This window comes from Streptomyces mutabilis (assembly GCF_014649815.1).
GTDB lineage: Bacteria > Actinomycetota > Actinomycetes > Streptomycetales > Streptomycetaceae > Streptomyces > Streptomyces mutabilis.
On record NZ_BMTT01000028.1, the window covers coordinates 1 to 22,371 of the forward strand.

General features: G+C 69.9%; 20 protein-coding genes and 1 pseudogene. 12 read left to right on the plus strand and 9 right to left on the minus strand.

The window, feature by feature from the left end; all coding sequences use genetic code 11:
• Positions 1 to 669 precede the first annotated feature (669 nt).
• Positions 670 to 1,008 carry a DUF6233 domain-containing protein gene (locus IE142_RS31880; protein WP_191888950.1) on the minus strand — a complete coding sequence of 113 codons (339 nt, stop codon included), beginning with the start codon at positions 1,006 to 1,008 and terminating at the stop codon, positions 670 to 672.
• Positions 1,009 to 1,139: 131 nt separating this feature from the next.
• Between IE142_RS31880 and IE142_RS31885 the strand changes: the two genes are divergently transcribed.
• Positions 1,140 to 2,108 (plus strand): DNA polymerase Y family protein, encoded by a 969-nt coding sequence (locus IE142_RS31885; RefSeq protein WP_191888982.1) that lies wholly within the window; start codon positions 1,140 to 1,142, stop codon positions 2,106 to 2,108.
• A gap of 731 nt (positions 2,109 to 2,839) precedes the next feature.
• Positions 2,840 to 3,823 carry an ATP-dependent DNA ligase gene (locus IE142_RS31890; protein WP_191888951.1) on the plus strand — a complete coding sequence of 328 codons (984 nt, stop codon included), beginning with the start codon at positions 2,840 to 2,842 and terminating at the stop codon, positions 3,821 to 3,823.
• Between the two features lie 395 nt (positions 3,824 to 4,218).
• On the opposite strand, the gene IE142_RS31895 is transcribed toward IE142_RS31890, so the two are convergent.
• From IE142_RS31895 to IE142_RS31910, 4 genes are all read right to left on the minus strand, one after another.
• A complete protein-coding gene (locus tag IE142_RS31895) occupies positions 4,219 to 4,944 on the minus strand; it encodes a DUF4241 domain-containing protein (RefSeq protein WP_191888952.1) in 726 nt (241 codons plus the stop codon).
• Positions 4,945 to 5,203: 259 nt separating this feature from the next.
• Positions 5,204 to 5,392, minus strand: a complete 189-nt coding sequence (locus tag IE142_RS31900) for a hypothetical protein (RefSeq protein WP_191888953.1) — start codon at positions 5,390 to 5,392, stop codon at positions 5,204 to 5,206.
• Positions 5,393 to 5,662: 270 nt separating this feature from the next.
• Entirely contained in the window at positions 5,663 to 5,854 is a 192-nt protein-coding gene (locus IE142_RS37105) for a hypothetical protein (RefSeq protein WP_229831064.1), read from the minus strand.
• A 707-nt stretch (positions 5,855 to 6,561) separates the two neighbouring features.
• The gene (locus tag IE142_RS31910; RefSeq protein ID WP_191888954.1) at positions 6,562 to 7,335 is read right to left on the minus strand and encodes a class I SAM-dependent methyltransferase; all 774 of its coding nucleotides are present in this window, start codon (positions 7,333 to 7,335) and stop codon (positions 6,562 to 6,564) included.
• Between the two features lie 668 nt (positions 7,336 to 8,003).
• On the opposite strand from IE142_RS31910, the gene IE142_RS31915 reads away from it, so the two are divergent.
• The gene (locus IE142_RS31915; protein WP_191888955.1) at positions 8,004 to 8,444 is read left to right on the plus strand and encodes an OsmC family protein; all 441 of its coding nucleotides are present in this window, start codon (positions 8,004 to 8,006) and stop codon (positions 8,442 to 8,444) included.
• A gap of 826 nt (positions 8,445 to 9,270) precedes the next feature.
• Here IE142_RS31915 and IE142_RS31925 read toward each other — a convergent pair.
• The gene (locus IE142_RS31925) at positions 9,271 to 10,437 is read right to left on the minus strand and encodes an alanine--tRNA ligase-related protein (RefSeq protein ID WP_191888956.1); all 1,167 of its coding nucleotides are present in this window, start codon (positions 10,435 to 10,437) and stop codon (positions 9,271 to 9,273) included.
• Positions 10,438 to 10,939: 502 nt separating this feature from the next.
• On the opposite strand from IE142_RS31925, the gene IE142_RS31930 reads away from it, so the two are divergent.
• The 3 genes from IE142_RS31930 (at position 10,940) to IE142_RS38815 (ending at position 14,101) form a co-directional block, all read left to right on the plus strand.
• Entirely contained in the window at positions 10,940 to 11,686 is a 747-nt protein-coding gene (locus tag IE142_RS31930; protein ID WP_191888957.1) for a DUF1838 family protein, read from the plus strand.
• A 177-nt stretch (positions 11,687 to 11,863) separates the two neighbouring features.
• The gene (locus tag IE142_RS31935) at positions 11,864 to 12,763 is read left to right on the plus strand and encodes a choice-of-anchor I domain-containing protein (protein ID WP_229831066.1); all 900 of its coding nucleotides are present in this window, start codon (positions 11,864 to 11,866) and stop codon (positions 12,761 to 12,763) included.
• A gap of 174 nt (positions 12,764 to 12,937) precedes the next feature.
• Positions 12,938 to 14,101: an ISL3 family transposase gene (locus tag IE142_RS38815; RefSeq protein ID WP_229831079.1), complete on the plus strand. Its 1,164-nt coding sequence runs from the start codon at positions 12,938 to 12,940 to the stop codon at positions 14,099 to 14,101.
• Here the strand turns inward: IE142_RS38815 and IE142_RS31945 are convergent.
• Positions 13,995 to 14,348, minus strand: a pseudogene (locus IE142_RS31945) (SUKH-3 domain-containing protein); the annotation flags it as partial. The gene IE142_RS38815 and the pseudogene IE142_RS31945 sit on opposite strands and share 107 nt — an antisense overlap.
• 157 nt (positions 14,349 to 14,505) lie before the next feature.
• Positions 14,506 to 15,075, minus strand: a complete 570-nt coding sequence (locus tag IE142_RS31950; protein WP_191888959.1) for a DM13 domain-containing protein — start codon at positions 15,073 to 15,075, stop codon at positions 14,506 to 14,508.
• A gap of 294 nt (positions 15,076 to 15,369) precedes the next feature.
• Between IE142_RS31950 and IE142_RS31955 the strand changes: the two genes are divergently transcribed.
• Positions 15,370 to 16,134: a response regulator transcription factor gene (locus IE142_RS31955; protein WP_191888960.1), complete on the plus strand. Its 765-nt coding sequence runs from the start codon at positions 15,370 to 15,372 to the stop codon at positions 16,132 to 16,134.
• Position 16,135: 1 nt separating this feature from the next.
• A complete protein-coding gene (locus IE142_RS31960; RefSeq protein ID WP_191888961.1) occupies positions 16,136 to 17,248 on the plus strand; it encodes a sensor histidine kinase in 1,113 nt (370 codons plus the stop codon).
• Between the two features lie 432 nt (positions 17,249 to 17,680).
• Here IE142_RS31960 and IE142_RS38820 read toward each other — a convergent pair whose 3' ends face one another.
• Complete coding sequence (locus IE142_RS38820; RefSeq protein WP_229831069.1) at positions 17,681 to 17,938, minus strand: aromatic-ring hydroxylase C-terminal domain-containing protein; 258 nt, start codon at positions 17,936 to 17,938, stop codon at positions 17,681 to 17,683.
• A gap of 778 nt (positions 17,939 to 18,716) precedes the next feature.
• Here IE142_RS38820 and IE142_RS31970 point away from each other — a divergent pair.
• The 4 genes from IE142_RS31970 (at position 18,717) to IE142_RS31985 (ending at position 22,167) form a co-directional block, all read left to right on the plus strand.
• The gene (locus IE142_RS31970) at positions 18,717 to 19,322 is read left to right on the plus strand and encodes a dihydrofolate reductase family protein (RefSeq protein WP_191888962.1); all 606 of its coding nucleotides are present in this window, start codon (positions 18,717 to 18,719) and stop codon (positions 19,320 to 19,322) included.
• Positions 19,323 to 19,458: 136 nt separating this feature from the next.
• Positions 19,459 to 19,794: an ArsR/SmtB family transcription factor gene (locus IE142_RS31975; RefSeq protein ID WP_191888963.1), complete on the plus strand. Its 336-nt coding sequence runs from the start codon at positions 19,459 to 19,461 to the stop codon at positions 19,792 to 19,794.
• Positions 19,794 to 20,513 (plus strand): cation efflux transmembrane domain-containing protein, encoded by a 720-nt coding sequence (locus IE142_RS31980; protein ID WP_191888984.1) that lies wholly within the window; start codon positions 19,794 to 19,796, stop codon positions 20,511 to 20,513. The genes IE142_RS31975 and IE142_RS31980 overlap by 1 nt, the downstream gene beginning before the upstream one ends.
• A gap of 199 nt (positions 20,514 to 20,712) precedes the next feature.
• Positions 20,713 to 22,167, plus strand: coding sequence for an amidase (locus IE142_RS31985; RefSeq protein ID WP_191888964.1), 1,455 nt, complete (start codon positions 20,713 to 20,715; stop codon positions 22,165 to 22,167).
• Positions 22,168 to 22,371 lie beyond the last annotated feature (204 nt).

Sequence of the window (22,371 nt, forward strand, 5' to 3'; positions counted from 1 at the left end):
GCCCGCCACTGCCACTACCGAAGAAGAACCAGCTCAGGCAACGATTTCTAACTGGAGTACTAGTTCGGCCGGATGCTGCATGGCGCGCTCCAGGAGTCGCCGGTGCTGGTGTGTGCCCTGGTAGGGGGTGGGCGCCTGGTGGACGGTCGGGCCGGTAGGTAGGCGACGGGCTGTCGGCCTGCGGCTCCTCACCGCCCGGCGCCTGGACGTGGTTCACGACCAGTATGTCGACCAGGAAGCGCAACGCCGTCCTCGTGTCGTCGTAGTGCAGGACCGGCCAGGCGGAGCAGGGAGGGCGTCGGGCGACATGCCGTTCTTCGTAGGCCTGAAGGCCTCTTCGCTCCGGGCCCCCGGCCCTGGCGGGGATGTGGCCCCTGGTGCCCCGCAGCTCTGATCATGGCACGTACAGGGGACCGAATAGCGCTGCGTGGAAACACTGCCTCTTCACCCTTGGAACGGGACTGACTGCCGCTGACGCGACCTGCCGCGCCCAAGGGCCGGCTTCGGACAGGCTGAGGGTGCATGTCGCACGTGAGAACGGCTGCTCGCCGGGGCCCTGGTGCATCACCGAAGCTGGGACGCACTGCCGGGGGAGGAGGGTCAGATCGCCCAGTTCTTCCGACGGGACGACGAGGGAGCAAGCACGCCTACTATCGGGCGGCTGTTGGATCAGTCGATGATGTGCAGCGCGACATCGGGCTGGCAGTGCCCGCAGGCCCTCAGGCCACCCGCGAGAAGGCGTCGCGCTTCGTCGCGGTCGACGGGACGTCGCCGGCTGCCTGCAAGGTAGCAGTCACCGGCGTGCACCTGTAGTGGTGGGCGGCGCGCGCCGATGCCGAGTTCGACGACCCACTCGGCAGGTGCCGGACGGTTGCGGCGCCCGTACTCCGCCTCGGCCTGCCGCTGCCGGACAGCGGCGATCTTGGTGTCGATGCGCTGCACCCACATGGCGTGCCAGACCCGAAGGGTCTGTAGACGCTCCAGGTCAGAGGGCAGATCATCGAACATAGTTTTGATTCTAGGCCCGGTGCTCCAGTTGTAACCGCTCTGGCGTGTTCGATTATATGTTCGATACGGTGGTGGGAGAGGTGAGGGTTGTGACGGACACGGACACGCGGGCTGGCAGGGTGCCGACGGTGATGCATGTGCGTTGCCCCGATCGTGTGCGGGAGGAGGTCTACCGGCAGTTTCTGGAGCTGCTGGCCGATCTCTCACCGGTGGTGCAGGCGCTGCCCCCCATCGCGGCCCTGGTGGAGCTGAAGGGCGCGCTGCGCTATCACGGGGCCGACACGCACCGGTTGGGCGAGATCGTGCGGGTGCGCACCCTGTCCCGCCTCGGGGTCGACGTGCGGGTCGGTATCGGTCCGTCGATCACCGTTGCGGCCACCGCGTCCGCGCAGGTCGCCGAGCCCGGGGGAGTCCTGACCGTCACCCCCGACCGGGTGACCGACTGGCTGGCCCCGCTGCCGGTCGAAGCTCTCCACGGCATCGGGCCCCGCCAGGCCGACGCGCTGCACGACTACGGCGTCCACACCGTGGGCCTGCTCGCCGCCGTCTCGCCTGAGACTACGCAACGCCTGCTCGGCGGGAGAGCCGGCCGCCTCGCCGCCGACCGGGCCCGCGGACTCGACCCCCGCCCCGTCGTGCCCCGCACCCTGCCCGCAGCCGCCACCGTCCGCCTGCGCTTCGACCGTCACGTCCTGGACGGCGCCGACGTCCGCGCGGCCCTGCTGCACCTGGTCGTGAAGCTGGCACGGCTGCTGCGCCGCCGCGGTCAGGCCGCCCGCGCACTGTCCTTGACGCTCCATTTCGCCGGCGGCGGCAGCTGGAACAAGACCCGCCGTCTGCCGGAAGCGTCCGCTCACGACGAGGACCTGCGGACCATGGCCTACCGGCTGATCGACTCCGCCGGTCTGCAGCGCGGCCGGATCACGGCCCTGGTCCTCAAGGGCGCCGACCTCGTCGACGCCGACCAGGTGGCCCAGCAGATCAGTCTGGACCGCACCCGTGAGGCCAGACTCGTCGCGGAGGCCGCCGTCGACCGTGTATGCGACAAGTACGGCCAGAGCATCATCGGCCCCGCCGCGGTCATCCGCCGCGCCTCCTGAAGCCCACCGTGCAGACCGCCGGCGGGAGACCCGAGTGCGGATACGGACGCGAAGCACCATGAAGCTCCCGGCGCTGCTTGCCGAGCACGGCGTTTCCCCCGGCCCGGGTCCAACACGCGTCTCCGATCTTGGGCCGGAGAGAAACCCTCGCCCGTGTACTGGCCACGCCGCCGCACCCCTGCTCTGTCTGCGCCGTGGACGCGGCCACCGTCCGGATCATGGGTCCCGGACGTTGCGCTGCGCTGGGTGGATCTGTGCTGGACCACGGGATGGCAGTCCGCCGGCGCCCGTCTCCCGCAGACGCTGGACGGTGTCGCCGACACCTGCAGGCGGCGGACCGGGAGGCCGACCTCCCGTTCTGTCCTTCGTTCGAAGCGGCCGCGGGGCCGCCGGGACGACGAGGAACCTCGATGACCGGCCCTGTACCGCCGCCAGTGAGCCGGACACATCAGCGCGCACGTGCCGAGGCGACCAGATCGGCCCCTGCTCCTCATGCCGGCGGCCGACCCACACGTACGGCGCCAGGGCTCGTTCGACACTCGGCAGCTTCGCCACGACGTGACTGTGATCCACTGGCTGCCGAGCCGGCTGCCCAAGCTGGGCCTCAGGCCCCGCGGATGGCTGCCGAGGGCAACGGAGCGGAGGGCGGGACGCGTCCGGAACGTCGGAGAGCACAGGGTCTGACCCGCTGCCGGGGTGGCGAATGCTGGTCACGGTGGAAGGCATCTGCCATGACGTGGACCCTGCCGGAACCGATGCTCACCACGCAGGTGGCGAGCCCTGACCTGCCACTCGGCGTCGCCGCAGAACCCAAGTGGGACGGCTACCGCGCCCAGCTGGCCCGCTACGCCGACGGGCGGGTGCTGCTGCGCTCACGGCAGGGCACTGACATGACCGCCGCGTTCCCGGAGATTCTCGACGCCGCGCTCGCGCAGCTGCCCGGCGACACCGGACTCGATGCGGAGTTAGTGGTGTGGGAGGGCGAACGGCTGGCGTTCGAGCGGTTGCAGCAGCGTCTTGCCCGCCGCCGCGGTGCCGGCGCCCTGGCGGCCGCGCGCGGCTGGCCCGCGCACCTCGTCGTGTTCGACGTTGTACGCCTGGAGGGCGCCGACCTCACCGCCTGGCCCTACGCCCGGCGCCGGTCCGCCCTGGAGAACCTGTTCGCGGACACGCCCCTGACCGCGCCGTTCACGCTGTGCCCGTCGACCACCGACCCCGCCACCGCGCGGGACTGGCTCACCTGGACATCCGCCGGTCTGGAAGGGCTGTGCTTCAAGAAGCTGACCCAGCCGTACCGCGCAGGGACCAGGGCGTGGGGCAAGTACAAGGTTCGCGCCACCACCGAGGCCGTCGTCGGCGCCGTCACCGGGCCGCCCGCCGTGCCCCGCACACTGCTGCTCGGCCGCTACGACGACACGGGCCGCCTGCGGTATACAGGCCGCACCGTCCCACTCGCCCGCACCGCGACGGCCGCTCTTGCGGCAGCACTGACCCCGGCCGTCGGCGGGCATCCGTGGTCGGGGCGCACGTTCACCGCCGGGTGGGGCAGCCGCGAGGTCCTGGACGTCACGCTCGTCGACCCGCGGCTGGTGGTGGAAGTCGACGTGGACGTCGCCCGCGACGCCGCCGGCCGCTGGCGCCACCCCGTACGTCTCCACCGGGTTCGAGCGGAGATGCATCCGATGCAAATTCCCGAGTTCGGTGGAGGGGACTGACCGTCGAGTGCTGCCGCTGTCACAAATCGACGCCCCCTCAGGTTTCTGCCTGCCGCTACGGCGGACCGTTGTGAGCGGTGATGGTGCTGGTCATGCAAGCTGACGCTACGCTCTGGGACCCGCTGGTACTCGAGGGGGTCGCCCCGGCCTCCGACGGTGCGCCAAGTGACCGGCTGGCTTACCGAGGCCCCACCGCGCTGAGCGAGGACGACCGCGCCGCCCTGAAGGATGTCCTGGCACGCTGCCCCGGACTGGACACGGCCCCGGGCATGTCCGCGACTTCGGCGAGGCCTCAGCGGCCGCCTGGGTGCCAGGCTCCCTGCCTATATCGACGCGGTCCATGCCAGCCAGCTGCCCGAACTCAACTTGTAGGACAGGGAGAGGCGGCAGCGACGTCATGCTTTGGCGCCGGCCATGCCACTGGTGACTACGATCGCGGCCACGTCGCCGGCCGCGGTACGGCCCAACCAGACGACGCCACCCGATTCGGCCCCGAACGTGACCAGATCGGCTTGTTGTGACTCGTCGCGTACCCGCTTGCAACCGTCGGCCAGCTGTTCGGTGTCACGTGGTACCGGAATGCCGTCTACGAACGTGCGAAACGGCGCGGACAAGGTGGTCCACGCGCCTGCGTCGGCGAAGCAGCCAACATTCGCGTCGGAGAAGAAGCGGGGCTCATCGCCCGGCTGAAGCTGGTCGGCGTCCTCGTTGACGCCCAGGCCGATTTCCCACCCGACCACAGGGTCGTCGCTGATGCACAGGCGAGTCGCGGCACACTCAACGCCATCGAATCGCTCGCCAAAAAACTCGTACGGGCCCGCCGCCCACGCGATCTCCACTCGGTACACGCCCGGGGGGATGCTCACCGCCAGCTCGCGCGGGGGCCTCGTCGGTAGTCCATTTTCGTATCTCCAGACGTCGTCGTCGTCCCACGGCGCATCGACGACGAGCCGACCGCTGGGAACGCGGACGGTGGTCAGCTCCTCGACGCCTGTCACGACTATCGGCGTTGTCGGATCGTCGTACACCGCCCCCAGACGCGCACCGGGCGTGAAAGCCGCCTCCAGGTACCAGGTGGCCTCAGGCCCGGCTGCCAGTCGAGCGTCCCCGATCCATTCCATGTCTCACCCCTCCTCACCGCCCGGCCGGGCGGTCAACCGAAAGCTACGTGGGCCCGCTGACATCGGCACTTCTGCAACGTCACGATCCGTGATCGCTCCCCGAAATCCGTGCCAGAACCCAGTAGTGAAATCGGTTGTCGATGGGTTGGGGAGGCACCCCGTTCTGCGGGAAGGCGGTGTCGACGAGCTCTGGAGGCACCGAGCCTTGGCCAGGACGCCGTGGGACGCTCCCGGCGAAGAACGCTGGGCACAGCAGATGTCACAGGTCGAGCTGTCCGCGGCAATCCGGCGTGACCATCGCGACGGGCCGCCGATGCGCAGTCATGCACGGCTCCACCGAACTGACCGGGGACCTCGACTGCTCCGGGACGGCGCCCCTGACGAGGCGCGCGCGTTGCGCGACGCCCTCGCGCAGTGCGGCTGCGGCGTCCTGCTCGATCTCGACCACGAACAGGTGGGGTACCGGGTCACCGGTGCCGGCGGAGACTTGTGCACCCCGCCCTTCGCTGGGGCACGATGGATGTCACCCCCTGTCTGAGCAGGGCCGAGACCACTCGTGACCCCCGCGGGCTTCACCATCCGCCAGGCCGGACCTGTGATGGTCTGATTCGCATGCGGCGAGCCCTCGGCCGCCCAAGACCCACCGTCGCGCGGACGAACTCGAACGACTACGCAACTGACCGGGGAATGACAGCTTTCTCCGTCGCCTCTCGCAGTTTCAGTCCAGGCCGCGACGGGCGACGGCGAGGAACTCCGCCTTGAACGACTCCAGGCGCTCGGCCACGCTGGTCCCGTCGCCCTCCTGCCAGATCACCTGATTCGAAGCGCGCGTGTAGGCGGTCGCCGGTGCGTGAAGGTCGGGGGAAGACAGCAGTTGGACGCCGTTCTCGGCTATGCGCAGGCCGTCCATTGCCGGCCTCCGGTACCACTCATCACCGACCTCCCACTGGAGCGGTCGCGCATGTGCGACGCCCTCAGCCTCCAGGGCAACCGGACGAATTCCAGCACAGTCCTGATGCGCTCGGCACGTCGCTCCTCCGCAGCGCCGCAGCCCGTCTTTGTTCCTCAGCCCGGTCAGCCGCCCGTTGTGTCGTGCGCTGGGTCAGATATGTCAGCCCACCTCCCACCGCCACACCGACCGTCGAAGCCACCGGCGTCCACAGATCTCCTGCCATGGCCGATTACTACCAGCACCTGTCCACCGCCCGCTGCCGATCGTGTGATGCGGACAGGTCCGCCCTTTGGGTCGGGCCTCTCCGAGGTCCGTTCCCGAAGCCGGCCGGCGCTGTCCGTCGCGCGGTTGCCTGGCGCCTGGCGCTGTCGTGGAAGGCCTCAACCGTGATCGCGACGCCGCCCAGCCTGACGCGACGGTGAACCGGGTCACGACCGGCCGGGCGGCTCTGGAGGCAACCACCACGTTCCACCATCTAGTGGTCACAGCCACTCGTTGAGGACTGCAACCAGCACGGTCGCCTCGTCTCGGACGGCGACTCCGTCGTGTCCCGCGGCCCTCGTGCGGTGCCGTTGCAGCCGGTTGAGCCCGCACTCCACCGCGTGGCGTTCCTTGTGGTCGTCCTTGTCGAAGCCGGTGGCCGACCGCCCAGGGGACCCGAGGCCCTAGTCCGTCGAACCGGTGGCCGACGGCAGCGCCTCGACGACGAAGAACAGGAAACAGGGCTTGGTCGACAGGCCGTGGAAGCCGTCGGGGAACAGTTCACGGGCGGCTGGGTCGGGCTGCGGCTCACTGATGACGGAGAGGCGGAAACCCGCGGTGGCGAAGGCATCGATCATCGCGTGCAACGGCTTGCGCCAAAGTCGCATCGGGGTGGACTGCCCGCCGAGCATCCAGTCGAACGTGTAGCTGGTGGTCGCGAAGTAGTCAGGCCGGCAGTCCCGGTTCGTGTAAGCCGTAATGGGGTGGTCCACGGACACGATCAGCCGACCGCCGGGCCTGAGCACTCGCCGCAATTCGGTCAGCGTCGGCCCCCAGTCCTCCAGGTAGTGCAGGACCAGCGACGCGACCACGTCATCGAAGGCACCGTCATCGATCGGCAATCGGTCGCTCAGGTCGGCCACGTGCAGCGCTACGTCGTCACCGAGCCTCCGCCTGGCCAGTGCCAGCATCCCGGCGCTGGCGTCGATGCCGGTGACGGTGGCACCGCGGTCGCGAAGTGCGGCGGTAAGGGGGCCCGAGCCGCAGCCGGCGTCCAGGACCCGACGGCCGGCCACGTCTCCGGCGAGGGCCAGCATCGCGGGCCGTTCGTAGTACGCGTTCACGAGGTTGTTCTCGTTCTCCGCCGCGTAGACCTCGGCGAAACTGTCGTAGTCGTTCACCCGGCCCGGATCGCCACACTGGACCGAGCTGTCGGGTACGGCGGTTGCGCGTTCCATCGTCGCAGCCTAGTAGTCACATGATCCGCCGGATAGGTCCTGCACGCGGTACGTCGGGTTCTGGAGACGGCTCCTGAGACACATCCTGGCGGCCCCGCACGGTCTGCCGCCCAGCGCTCCGGAAGGAGCGAAGGCGGCGGACGGAGTCGAGTGAAGCCGACACCGAAACACGGTCGAGCCCGTGCCACCCCTCACTACCGTTGCCGAGCTCACCGCTTGACCCGTCGCAGGGTGAGCTGGCGGGGTCGAACTCGCCTTCGGTGCCCTGGTGACGCAACCGGGCGTGGAAGGTGCTGGGCGTGGGCGGCGCCGTCCGCGGGGCTGATCTTCCACGGATCGTTGGTGTTCCTGCTCCTCGGCATGGTCGCCGCCACCGCACCCCGCGCGCGGCGATCGCGGCCTTCGTGCGCCTGGCGAACGTCAGGTGAGCCTTCTGACCTCAGCACCCGTCTTCCCGTCGGCATCATGGTGATACTGGTCGTCTCCTGCCTGCAGGACCGCCGGTGCCGAGCATTTTCGGCGGCACCGCCGCCCCCGTGATCCTGGCTCAGGCTCAGGCTCCGGCTTCGCTGAGTCCGCTTGCCCGCAGCGCCCAGGGGCCTGTGTCCTCGACGGTGAGCCGGAACGGCGGCGTGGCCTCGTGCGTCGACGCGGCTAATGTCGGTGACATGAGCGAACACTCGGAACGTTCCGTCGTCGTCGAACGCACCAGCAGCGGGCAGTTCGTAGCGACCAATGCCCGCGGAGGATCGATCAGTTTCGGTACGTCGTCGGCAAGCGACCAGAACATCGGATTCACCCCTGTCGAGCTGTTCCTGGCCGCGATCGGCGGCTGCACGGCCGTGGACGTCGATGTAGCCACCGGCCGTCACGCAGAGCCCACTCGGTTCTCCGTGACCGTCACCGGAGACAAGGTCAGCGACGACCTGGGCAACCACATGACGAACCTCAAGGCCGCCTTCACCGTGCAATTCCCGGACGACGAGGGCGCGGAGCGCGCCCGCGCGATCCTGCCCCGGGCAGTCCAGGCATCCCATGACCGTCTCTGCACCGTGAGCAGAACCGTCGAGATCGGCACACCCGTGACCACGACCGTCAACAACACCTGACCACCGGGCCCCGTCCGCTCGACGGGGCACCGGTGAAGCATTGTGCCCCCGCGCGAGCGCCTGCGGCACCGAGGTCGCCGCGTGCATTCGTCCTGTCGGCCCAGCGTGCCGAACAACATGTTCCTGCGGCCTCGGCCGGACAAGTAGTCGACGTGTTCGCGCGGGTAGCGGCGGGCGGTGTAGGCGCTGGTGTCGATGTAGACGTTCGTGTGCTTGTCGGCCACCGCGACCATTCCCGTGGTCCACGGGTAGCCGATGTGACCACACACGTTGGTCAAGTCGGGAAGGTCGAGCGCCACCTGGTCGAGGTAGGGGAGCGGACGGCGGGTCTCCGACGGGCGCAGCGGGCCGGTGTGCCCGCCCTGAGTGCAGAAGGGACTACCGAGGTCGACGCATGCGGCGTACAGCGGGCAGTACAGCCGGTCAGTGGGCGGAAGCTGCCACAGCCGGGCACGATCCGCAGAGCCACGAATCCGCGTTCCTCCACTGCCCGGCACAGCTCTCTCACCACCCGGGCCGGACGGGTCAGGTCTGCGCCGGCCAGATCCCCCGATCGATCGCCACGGACGGGTCCTCATCGACTCGCCCGGATCGGCTACGGCGGCGTGGGCGTGGACCATGACGCTTTGATGCCTGCCGTGGCACGCCGAAGCGCGCCAGGGCTGACCTGGCTGCAGGCCGACCTCGCGGACTTCGAGCAGGCCTCTGCGGGCCGTCGGCTCCGGCTTCGACCTCGTCGTCGCGGAAGCCGACGTCTCCCGCACCTCGCACCGTCCGCTTCGCCTCCCAGCGCCGCTGGTTCCTTCCCGCGGTCCCGCCCGAGCCGTCACTCCTCGCGCAGGCTCGTCACCAGTTCGCGCGGCAGGCCATGGGTGTCGTGGAGGTAGCGGAAGTCCTCTTCTCCCAGCGGGCCCCGGAAACGGGGCCGGGCGAGTACCTTCCGGCCGCGTTCCAGGAGCCGGCGGAACCGACGCTCTTCCTCCAGGAGCAGTCGGCGTACGGGTTCGGTGCCGCCCTCCTGCCGGAAGTGCCCCAGCGTGTGCGAGACGAGTTCGCCGGGGAGATCGCCGAGTCCGCGTGAGGGGTCGTCCCGCCACAGAACGGTGAGTACCCGGCGCAGGAGGCGCCGCAGCACATAGCCTTGCCCGGTGTTGGCCGGGCGGACCCCGTCGCCGACGACCACGACGGCCGAACGCAGGTGGTCGCAGACCAGCCGCAACGACGGCTCGTCCAGCGGCCACAGGGCGAGGACGAGACGCCGCCATGGTTCGAAGACATCGCACTCGAACACCGACGGCCTGCCCTGCAACAGCGAGGCCAGGCGTTCCAGACCCAAGCCGGTGTCGACGTTGCGCTGCGGAAGCGGCACGAGGCTGCCGTCGTCGAGGCGACGATGGCGCATCATGACGTGGTTCCACACCTCCACCCAGCGGTCGTCGCGGGTGGGCGTCGAGCGGGGCGGGGCGTCGCCGGTCCACAGGAAGATCTCCGAGTCGGGTCCGCACGGGCCGACCGGCCCGTTGGACCACCAGTTGTCCTCCACCGTCTCCTCCACGGGCACACCGCGCTCCTGCCACAGCCGGAGAGAGGAGACGTCGGGCCCGACCTGGTCGTCGCCGCCGAACACGGTGGTGTGCAGCAGGCCCGGATCGACGCCCAGCCCTTCGGTGAGCAGCCGGTAACCCCAGTCGAGGCTCTGCGGTCCCTCGTAGTCGCCCAGCGACCAGGTGCCGAGCATCTCGAAGACCGTCAGGTGGGTGCTGTCGCCGACCTCGTCCAGGTCGGTGGTGCGCAGGCACCGCTGCACGTTGACCAGCCGCCGGCCCAGCGGATGGGGGCGGCCCTCCAGATACGGGGTGAGCGGATGCATGCCGGAGGTGGTGAACAGCACGGGGTCGCCGGGCGGCGGCAGCAGCGTCGAGCCGGTGATCCGGCGATGGCCGTGATCCTCGTAGTACTCGACGAACGTACGGATCAGCTGCTCGGTGTTCATGAGGTGACTCCTTCGCGTCGCGGCAAGAGAGGCACCGGAGAACGGGACCGCGCGATCGTCGCAGCGAGGCGAAGGGTGACAGAGCACCACGTGGCCATCGGCGGGCCGTTTCCGGTCGCCGATGGGGGGAGGGAGGAAGGTCAGGCGGCGGCAACCGGCGAGCTGGTCGCTCGCGCGGTCATGAAGACGCTTCGCCCGATGATGTGCATGGCCCCAAGGTAACGCACCCTGTCGCACGAGGCACGTGCTTAATTCAGGACTGCGGGACCTTCCTACGTCGACGCCCGTGCTCGCCGCGGCCCACGGAACCGCGGCTCCCACTGCGGTGCGCTCGCGGCCAAACCCCGCAGCAGGACGGGTTCGCCGGCGAACGGTGCGCTCGCACCGCCGACGGGCGGACGGCCGGGGGTCGTACCGGACGGCGGCCCCGGCCGGCGACCCGCGTCGGCCAAAAGGGTCCGGGACCACATCACGTCCCCGGCGGCACTGAGAAGGTACGTCCATGACGACACCCGCAGAACTGGTCCGTTCCCTCGTCCGCACCCGGGCCTCGCTCGACGGGGAGGAAGTCACGTACTGGTGGACCGGCGACGTGTACTCGTGGGCCCCGGACGAGCCCCACGAGCGCCTCTTCGGCTTCGAAGGGCTCAACGTCGCACGTCTCGTCCAGGACACCGAGGACGGCCCGGACGCCTACCGGCTGCTCACCCGTGAGGCCGCCTTGTACCTGGACCCCAACACCCGCGAGATTCTGGAGACCTGGCGGGACCTGCCGGTGGTACACGTATGGAACGACCCGGCCAATCAGAAGTGGCGCCCCTTCCCGGTCCCGGTCACCGAACTCGGTGAACTGGTCTGTTTCAGCCTGGAGATCCCACTCGCCTACCCCTCGCCCCTGCCGGTCGCCGAGTATCCCGTCCACTCGGCCGGCGACACGTACAAGGCGCTGGAGTGCTTCCAGTTCTTCGCCCGCCGCTCCGACCTGGCGGGACGGGCACCCAGCGTCCCGGCCACCATGTCGTGGACCCGGATGTCCCCGTGGCTGCCGTGGATGGCGCGCGGGCAGCGACCCGGCGGCCTCACGTTCCACTGCCGAGGCCGCAAGCTCGGCTCGTACGCCGAAGTCCCCGAACGCACCCGCGCGTACGTCGCCGACCACCACCCCGAGTTCGCCCACGCCCCGAAGATCTGGACCGAGCCGAACGAAACCAGTTGGACCTACTTCCGCAGGCTGCACCCGCCGAAGTAGCCGCGAAGCCGCCGGCCGCGGATTCCTCCCGGCGAGACGGCTGTGCCCGCGGCGCCCCCAACCGTACGACCCGGAGCCCGGACCTCCCGGACTTCGTCCGCCAATCATCCACCGTCCTCTCGGCACTCACCTCGGCCGCGAGGGTTCGGCGACGGAGTGGACCGGACCGGAGGAAAGATGTCCCCGAAGAGCAAGAGAACCCGCGCCGCGCTGGCTGCCCTGGTCGTAGCCGCCGGCACCCTGGGGACGGCGGGAGCTGCGCAGGTGGAGCAGTCGCATCGCGGGCAACAGCAGCACCAGCAGCGGCCGAGCCTGTTCGAGCGCACCGCCACCTACCTGGTCCTCCAGAACCGTCCGGCCGATGAGGACGCGGAGGCCGGGTCCGTCGCGGAGATGTCCTCGGTCAGCGAGGACGGCCGCACCCTCGTCTACAACGACGCGGTGGCCCGCCGGATCGGCTTCCTGGACATCGCCGACCCCGACCGCCCGCGCGGCTTGGGCACCCTGTCACTGGATCAGCTCGGCGACGCCGAGGACGAGCCGACCTCGGTGACCGTGGTCGGCCAGTACGTCCTGGTGGTCGTCGACACCAGCGCCGGCCATGCCCAGCCCTCCGGACGGCTCGACGTCGTCTCGCTGCGCGACCGCAAGCGGGTGGCGAGCTTCGACCTCGGCGGGCAGCCCGACTCCATCGCCCTCAGCAAGGACAAGCGGTACGCCGCGATCGCGATCGAGAACGAGCGGGACGAGGAGGCGACCCCGCCCGGCCGCGACGAGGGCGACCTGCCGCAGACACCGGCCGGCTTCGTGCAGATCCTCGACCTGGGCCGAGGCGCAACTCCCGCGCAACGGCGGACCCGGAAGGTCCCGCTGACCATGGCCGACGGCCGGGCGCTGCCCGTGCTCGCCAAGGCGTCCATCAGCGAACCGACGGACCCTGAGCCGGAGTACGCCTCGATCAACAGCCGCAACCAGCTCGCGGTGACGCTGCAGAGAACAACGGTGTCGCTCTCATCGACCTGCGGCACACTGACAGCTCTGTCTCTTCCAGTTCGGGTTCTGGCTCGCTTCCCGTGAAGCGCGCACGCTGAGTGACGATTGACGCTCGGATCGACCTTCGGGAACTTGCCTGAAAATGACCAGTGCCGATCTTGGTGTGGCCGACAGTGCGGCGTCGTGGATGAGACGTTGCTCCGGCTGGAGGAGCTGTTGTTCCCGTCCATCGCGGACGTGGCGGTGCTGTCGGTGGACGTGAACGACGAGGCGATAAGCATCGGGGCCCGAAGTACGGCGGCTGGGGCAGCGTGTCCTGACTGCGGGAGCCGATCGAGTCGAGTACACAGCTCCTACCTGCGGATTCCCGCCGACGTGCCCAGTGCGGGACGGCGGGTGGTCCTCTGCCTTCGGGTCCGCAGGTTCTTCTGTCCGGACGATTCATGCGGACGGCGGACGTTCGTCGAGCAGATGTCAGGGCTGACCCGGCGGCACAGCAGGTGGACGGAGCGGTTGCGTTCGACGCTTGTTGCGATCGGGCTCGCCCTCGCTGGCCGGGCCGGTGCCCGGATGGCACGGGTCTTCGGGGTGTCCGTCAGCCGCAGCGCGGTGTTGCGGTTGCTCGACGCGTTGCCTGACCCGGAGACGCCGGCCCCACGGGTGGTCGGCGTTGATGAGTACGCCATGCGCAAAGGCCGCGTCTACGGGACTGTTCTGGTCGATGTCGAGACCCGACGGCCGGTTGATCTGTTGCCCGATCGGGAGGCGTCGACCCTGGCCAAGTGGCTGGCGAAGCGCCCCGGAATCGAGGTCGTGTGCCGGGATCGAGCTCCGTTCTTCGCAGAAGGTGCCACAGCTGGGGCGCCTCAGGCGGTCCAAGTTGCTGATCGGTGGCACCTTTGGCACAACCTCTGGGAGGCCGCTGAACGGTGCGTCGCCGATCACCGAGCTTGCCTACGGGGCACGGCGCCCGAGCCACCCCGCCCGGTTGAGCCCGATGCCCCCACGGACAGCTCTGGCTCGCCGTGGCCCACCGGCCACCGGTTCGCCAACCGGACTCGGGCCAACCACGCGGCCGTCCACGCGCTGCTCGCCGCCGGGGGCATGTCAACCGGATCAAGATGCTCAAACGGCAGATGTTCGGCCGAGCCGGATTCCTGCTCCTCCGAAAGCGAGTACTGCTCTACAGGTGACCGACGCGTCAGGACGGATGTCCCGCTGGCTCGTACCGCTCATCGATTCGGCGAGGAGCCACGCCGAGAACCAAGTTCTCCATGGCGTGAGGCACCGGTCCGAAACTGCCAATCCAGGTTTCGACGAGATAGATCACGCCCTCTTCGTCGATACCCAGGAAGAACCGGCCGTGGTCCAGCTCACCGAGCGGGTAGAGATGGCGCCCGATCGCTTCGCCCCACTCCGTGAATCGATCATCCTCGCCCCAGGCCAGCTCGGGGTCCAGCTCGAACGGCGTGCGTGCACAGCTGATCCCTGGTCCGCTGACGTTCACAGTCAAACCGCCGAACTCTTGCAGGAAGGCTTCCGCAGCGTCGTGCATGGCGAGGCCGACTCCTTCGAACATGGATCGCCAGCGGGCCGTGTCTACCTTCCGTCTAGGCGTCCAGCCCGACGCCTCCAACACCTCATCTACCTCTGGCGACCAGCTACTCATCTGGGGCCCCGACTCCTCAGCTAGGGGTGAGCAGTGATCATCTCAGCAGCCGACGTCACTGAACAGCGTGTGACCGGTTCACGGAAAGCGAGCCAGAACCCAGTTCCGACAGCTCTTGTCGCGGTCAGCCCAGGGGGACGAGTTCGCAGGCCCGCCCTCAGACCCGGGTGAGCTCGGCGGCACCGAAGGAGACGTCGAAACGGTCGCACCAGACACTCACACTGGTGTAGCGGGACGGGTCGACGCCGGCCGGTACCGTGTAGTTCTGGTTGCCCTTGTTCCCCTTGAGCTTCCCGAGACTGACGTAGTTGCCGTCGTCGAACACGTGCCAGCCGGCCGTCCCTCGCTTCACCGGCGCGTCGGTCAACCACACCCGCAGGTCCGGACCGTTGCTCGTATCGAGGTTCTCGACACGCACGATGTGGGAGCCGTCGGTGAGCCGCACCAGTTTCACCGTTCCCGAGGTCGCGTGCTCGTGGCTGATCAGCCCGCCGCTCGCCAGGGTCACCGGTCCGGCCGAGGCCGGCGTGGAAGGCGTGGCAGCGGACGGCTCCCCAGCGGACGGCCGCAGTGGAGAAGCGGTCCCGGGCAGTGCCTCGTCGACGGTCTTTTCTTGCCACAGCTTCCACGGCTGAAACCAGTAGGATCCGAAACCGCCCACGGCGACAGCCACGGTCAGCGCCCCGATCACCCATGGTCTGACCAGCACCCCACGAAGACGTCCCATTGCGCCCCTCCCGACCGAAAGTCGTTGACTCGGGACCATTCAATGCGAGAACCGGCCGGCACGGGCCATCCGGCAGATGACGAAAGTCTTACGCTCCCAACGACACCGATTGGGGACACTGGCCGGGAGCGGTGGTGCGCGCGGGACGACGCGGTCGACCTGGAGGTGCTGCGGCCCGACCCTACGAGCGCAAATCTCGCAAGCAGGACTTCTGCTCCTTACGAAACGAGGACGTCACGGCGCGGGCAGCCCTCGGCGACGACACCCGCATGCGTGCGGTGCGAGGCTGGGCTCATGCAGCAGCCCCACGAGTCCGCCTCCGCGGATGTGTACCCCGGTCGGTCCCCGGATGTGCCGCCCTCGACCGGTCCTGCCCGGATCCTGGTCGTCGACGACGACCCCACGGTCGCGGAGGTCGTCGCCGGATACCTGGTACGCGCGGGTCACGTCGTCGACCGGGCCGACGACGGCCCCGCCGCGCTCGGCCGAGCCGCCGCGCACTGGCCGGACCTGGTGGTCCTGGACCTCATGCTGCCCGGCATGGACGGTCTCGAGGTGTGTCGGCGGATACGCGGCGCGGGACCCGTGCCGGTCATCATGTTGACTGCTCGTGGTGAGGAGGACGACCGGATCCTGGGCCTGGAGGTCGGTGCCGACGACTACGTGACCAAGCCGTTCAGTCCGCGTGAGCTGGTGCTGAGGGTCGAGTCGGTCCTGCGCCGTACCCGGCCGGCCGCGGCGCCGCGCCCGCCGTCCGCGGCCGGCCTGACCGTCGACCCCACTGCCCGCAGGGCCACCAAGGACGGCGCCGAACTGGCCCTGACCCTGCGCGAGTTCGACCTGCTCGCCTTCTTCCTCCGGCACCCGGGGCGGGCCTTCGCCAGGGAGGAGTTGATGCGCGAGGTGTGGGGCTGGGACTTCGGCGACCTGTCCACCGTCACCGTCCACGTACGGCGGTTGCGCGGCAAGGTCGAGGAGGACCCGGCCCGGCCCCGGCTGATACAGACGGTGTGGGGCGTGGGCTACCGCTTCGACCCTGCCGGGCGGGAGGCGAACTGACGTGCACGACATCCTTCTCATCGCCGTCTACGCCTTCACCGGCGCCGCCGCCACCGGTCTGGTCGGCGCGGGCGTGCTGCGGCTGATCCGGCGGCGTTCGCTGACGGCGTCGCTCGCCGTGGTGGCGGCCGTAGCCGTACTCGCGATGCTCGCGGGCACCCTCGTGGTCGCCTGGGCGATGTTCCTGTCCCCGCACGACCTGTCCGTCGTGACTACCGTCGTGGCGATGGCCGCCGTCGTCTCCCTGGCCACCGCGCTGCTGCTGGGCCGCTGGGTGGTCGCCCGGAGCCGTGAACTCGCCGTGGCGGCGCGCTCGTTCGGCGACAGCGGCGACTATGCGGCCCCCGCCACACCGGCGACCGCCGAACTCGACGCGCTCAGCCGGGAACTGGCGGCCACGAGCGCCCGGCTCACCGAGTCCCGTGAACGGGAGCGAGCCCTGGAGACCTCCCGGCGCGAACTCGTCGCCTGGATCTCGCACGACCTGCGTACCCCGCTGGCCGGTCTGCGCGCCATGTCCGAGGCCCTGGAGGACGGCGTCGCCGCGGACCCCGACCGCTATCTGCGGCAGATCCGCACCGAGGTGGAACGCCTCAACGACATGGTCGGTGACCTCTTCGAACTCTCCCGCATCCAGGCCGGCGCCCTCCTCCTCGCCCCGTCCCGGATCTCCCTCTACGACCTGGTGGGCGACGCCCTCGCGGGTGCGGACCCGCTCGCCCGCGAGCACGGTGTGCGGCTGGTCGGCGACGCCGTGGCCGCCGTACCGGTAGAGGTGGACGGCAAGGAGATGAGCCGGGTCCTCGGCAACCTCCTCGTCAACGCGATCCGCCGCACCCCCGCCGACGGCACGGTCGCGGTCGCCGCCGAGCGCTCGTCCGAGGGCGTGGTGGTCTCGGTGACCGACGGCTGCGGCGGCATCCCGGAGGAGGACCTGCCGCGCGTCTTCGACACCGGCTGGCGCGGCACCCACGCCCGTACGCCCCCGGCCGGCGCGGGCCTGGGCCTGGCCATCGTGCGCGGCATCGTCGAGGCCCACCGCGGCCGCGCCACGGTCCGCAACATACCGGGCGGCTGCCGCTTCGAGGTCCTTCTGCCGTCGGCGGAGCGGTGAGGCCCAGAGGCCTGGCGGCCCAGCTCCGCCGGCGCGAACCGCCGCATGCCCTCGGCGACCCCGACGTGCGGCCGCCGCCCCGTCCCGTTCCGCAGTCGTGCGCAGCCGACGGTGATGCGGCGTACGTCGCCCATCCGGTACTCGCCCCGTTTCGCGGGCGCGCGCAGCCTTGCTCTCCGTGGACGAGCATCGACCCGGCGCGCACGAGCCGTCGGACGCTCGCCTAGGCATGGCGGCCCTCGTCGCCGGGACTGTCGCGGACGTCGAAGCAGACGGCCTCGTGCCCGTGCTCCCGCGGGGTGTTCCGACGGCGTGCCGCCGGGCGGGTGGGGATACAGTCGGCCGGACTGATGGGACGGCAGCTTGCTGGTGCCCTTGCGCCGTTCATCCGGCCGAAGCAGTGAGGGCCGCCGAGTGCTCGGCGCGGCGCGTCTACGGGTCGGTGGTCCGGGTGACCCAGGCGACGTGGCCGTCGGGCCGTACGAGGACCTCAGCCGCGTCGCGCAGGTCGGGGTGATCGTCGTGCGCGGTGACCAGTGCGGTGGTCACACGCGTCCTGTGTTCGCGGTCGGTGTTCGTTGCCGTGCCGGGCGCGGGTGCCAGGTCGTAGTGGACGAACCGGGCCGTGTGCAGAAGGTCGTAGACCCGGGTGACGGGCGAGTCCGCGGCCGTCAGCGTGATGTCCGGCATCCAGTGTCCCACCAGCGGATCGGCGTCCAGGGCCCGTGGGCCGGTAGGCGGTGCCCAGCGCGGAGACCCGGGCGGCGAGCGTGCGATTGACCTCGTCCTGGCCCAGGAGCTCGTCCATCAGGGCGCGCGGGGCGGTGGCGGGGCGTCGGTACCGGGGGACGAGGGCGAGTGCCATGAGCAGGGTCTGGATCTCCGCGTTCTCCGTGACTTGCGCCACCGGGCGGTGCTCGGCCTCGTAGCTGTCCAGCAGGCCCGGTGGTGCCCAGCCCTCGATATCGGCGGCCAGCTTCCAGCCGAGGTTCGACGTCGTCCTTCACGGGAGTCACCCTTTCTCGCCCACGCCATCAGTGACCGGGCGCCCACCCCGTCGATGCTGGTCACCCCGCCCCCTCATGTGTCGACGCGTGCGGGCCCCGAGGTCGGGAGCCGTTCTCGCGCAGCCACGTTGTGCAGACCTGCCGCCCGCGGGTGGTCCGGCCTTGCGCCGGACCGGACGGCGGTCGGTCCTCTGATCAGCGTCTTGACGGCACCCCTCGAGCCCGGTGACGCCACCCCCCGAGGTCATCCGATCGACAGGGGGCAACAGTCATGCCGGGCCCGGAGGCCGGCGGCCCTCTTGCAGGACCGCGAAGAAGATTCGGGGGAGACCGTGGCCCCGCCCCCTCCGCCGCGTGCCGCAGCCCGCATCAACCAGTGCCCAGCGCTGCGCGCCCCCGGAAGTTCCTGCGATGAGTTTCCAGCGGTTGCGCGGTCTACCCGTCGAGGAAGGGAGCGCACCATGCGCAAGATCATCGTTTGCACGTTCCTGACGCTGGACGGCGTCATGCAGGCACCGGGCGGTCCGGACGAGGACGCGGAGAGCGGCTTCGAGCACGGCGGCTGGCAGAAGCCGGTGGACGACGACGAGGTCGGCACGGCCATCGCCGGCTGGTACGAGAACGCCGACGCGATGCTGCTCGGACGCAAGACGTACGACATCTTCGCGTCGTACTGGCCGACCGCCGATCCCGGCAACCCGTTCACCCGTCGGATGAACAGCATGCACAAGTACGTGGCGTCCCGGACCCTCACGTCCGTCGAGTGGCGGAACTCCACGCTGCTGGAGGGCGACGTCGCCGACGCCGTACGCGAACTGAAGGCGGCCGACGGCGGCGACATCAACGTCGTCGGCAGCGGCGACCTCGCCCAGACCCTCATGCGGCACGGCCTCGTGGACGAGTTCCGGCTGACCATCCATCCGGTGATCATCGGTACCGGCAAGCGGCTGTTCGCCGGCGGAACGATCCCCACTGCGCTGGAGCCGGTCAACGTCTCGACGACGAAGGGCGGCACCGTCGTAGGCGTGTACCGGCCGAACGGCAAGCCGAGCTACGACAGCTACTGAAGGGCGCGGGTGCGGCGCTCACGCCCGCCGCCGGACCGTCGCGCCGGCGGCCGAGCGTCGAGGGCCGGCCTCCGGTAGCACCCATTCCGGGAATCCACGACTTCCTGAATTCAGTCAGCCATGTACTATCGTGTCCGTGCTGATCGCTGCCCCCGACATCGAAATGCTGACCCGATTCGGCCGAGCCCTCGCCGACCCGATCCGCTGCCGGATCCTGCTCGCCCTGCGCGAGGCTCCCGCCTACCCGGCCGACCTCGCCGATGCGCTCGACATCTCCCGTACGCGACTGTCGAACCACCTGGCGTGCCTGCGTGACTGCGGCTTGGTCGTCACCGTGCCCGACGGGCGCCGCACCCGCTACGAACTCGCCGACGAACGCCTCGGCCACGCCCTGGACGACCTGCGCACCGTTGTGGTGGCCGTCGAGACCGACCGCACCTGCCCGGACGCAGATGAGAGGGCGTGCTGCTGATGGCTGCCGGGACACCGATATCCCTCGCGCCGTCACCGGCCCGGCGCGAGGCTCTCGCCAGGCGCATACGCTTGCTGGTCGCCGCCACCATCTCCTACAACCTCATCGAGGCCATCGTCGCGATCACCGCCGGGACGATCGCCTCCTCGACTGCCCTGATCGGCTTCGGTCTCGACTCGGTCATCGAAATCTCCTCCGCGGCCGCGGTCGCATGGCAGTTCTCCGCCCGCGAGCAGACCGAGCGCGAGACCCGGGAGAAGACCACCCTGCGGATCATCTCCGTTTCGTTCCTCGCCCTCGCTGCCTACGTCACCTTTGACGCCGTCCGGGCGCTCACCGGCACAGCCGAGGCAGAACGCTCCCTGCTCGGCGTCGCCATCGCCGCCCTGTCGCTGGCGGTCATGCCGCTTCTGTCCACCGCGCAGCGCAAGGCCGGTCGTGAACTCGGCTCGGCCTCCGCGGTCGCCGACTCCAAGCAGACCCTCCTGTGCACGTACCTGTCCGCCGTGCTACTGGTCGGCCTGGGCCTCAACGCCGCCCTGGGCTGGTCATGGGCCGACCCCGTCGCCGCCCTCGCCATCGCCGCCATCGCCGTCAAGGAAGGCCGCGATGCCTGGCAGGGCAAGGGCTGCTGCGCTCCGGCGGTGGCGACGGCCACCGGCGACACCGGGGCAGAAACGTGCGGTAGCTGCCGTCCGGGCTGCGCCTGCTGCGACTGACCGTTCACTGTGTGGAGCGTCCCCAGCGGTACGCCGAGGCCGCAGGCCAGGCGCCGCTCCTCCCGCCCGGCGAACGGTGCCGCTGCCACTGGTCAACGCCGGCCCTCAAAAGGCAAGCACCCTTGCAGTACGAGAGCACCGAATCCGTTGTGCGAAGCGACATTTCGTGCCCTCTCCCACAGGCCCATACGGTCGGATCATGGACTGGAATTTCCCGACGGCCGAACAACTCACCGCTGCCCTGCGAGCTGGTGAAGTGACTTCGGCGGAACTGACCGACGAGGCGATCGCCCGTATCGAACGGGACGACGATGCGATCAACGCGATCTGTGTGCCGGACTTCGACCGTGCACGGGCCGCCGCGCACGGTGCCGACCGGGCGCGCGCCCGAGGTGAGGACCGGCCGCTGCTGGGCATTCCGGTGACGGTCAAGGAGTCGTACGACATCGCTGGGCTGCCCACGACCTGGGGTATGCCGCCGCAGCACCGGACCTTCGTGCCGACCGAGGACGCGGTGCAGGTGTCGTGGCTCAAGGCCGCCGGCGCGGTGGTGCTCGGCAAGACCAACGTGCCCGTGGGGTTGCAGGACGTGCAGACCTTCAACGAGATCTACGGCACCACCAACAACCCGTGGAATCACCGTCGTACGTCGGGCGGATCCTCCGGCGGCTCGGCGGCGGCCCTGGCGTCCGGGTTCGGCGCGCTGTCCATCGGCTCCGACCTAGCCGGTTCGTTGCGCACCCCCGCGCACTTCTGCGGCATTTACGCGCACAAGCCGACGCTCGGGCTGGCGGCGAGCCGCGGCATGGTCCCGCCGCCGGGGCCGGCCCTGCCGGTCGAGCACGACCTTGCCGTCGTCGGTCCGATGGCGCGCAGCGCTCGCGACCTCACCCTCCTGCTCGACGTCATGGCCGGACCGGACCCGCTGACGCTGGGCATGGCGTACCACCTGAGCCTGCCACCCGCGCGCCACGAACGGCTCTGTGACTTCCGGGTCCTGATCCTCGACGAGCATCCGCTCATTCCGACCGGATCCGCTGTCCGGGCTGGCGTGGGCCGGGTGGCCGACGCGCTCGTCGCCGGCGGTGCCCGCGTCGAGCGGGACAGTCCGCTGCTGCCCGACCTGACCGAAGCCGCGGTGCTCTACACGAAGTTCCTGTTCTCGGGCTCCGTCGCACGCTTTCCCATCGAATCGTACGAGCAGCTGCAGGCCCGTGCCGCCGAATTGAGCGCAGACGACGAGAGCCTCGATGCGGCGCGGCTGCGCGGCATGGTGTTCAGCCACCGCGACTGGATCGAGGCGAACAGCTTGCGCGAGCTCCACCGCCATGGCTGGCGGCGGTTCTTCGCCGAGTTCGACGCCGTGGTGTGTCCCATCACGCCCACTCCCGCCTTCCCGCACGACCAGAACCCCGACCTGATGAAACGTCGGATCGACATCGACGGCGTCGACTGTCCGTACTTCGACCAGCTCGTCTGGGCGGGTCTGGCCACCCTGCCCGGTCTGCCCGCCACCGCTGTACCAACGGGCCGGTCGCCTGAGGGTCTGCCGGTGGGAGTGCAGCTCATCGGTCCGATGCTCGAGGACCGCACCCCGCTGCGGCTGGCCGAATTGCTCGAGCAGGAGATCGGCGGCTTCCAGGCACCGAAGTAGGGCGTACTGCTTGGGTGTCCGTCGACGGCGAGGCACGGACCACGAAGCGATCCTCGGTATGCGGAGTCGACCACTCCGAGCACAGCTTCTGGTGGTCGGTCCGTCTCGGGGTCGGCCGAGGGCGTGATCATCCGGTTCGTCCTGCCGATGCCGCCCCCTCTCGGTGCGCTCTGGCCGCGGTCGGGCACGATCACCGGTCTGACC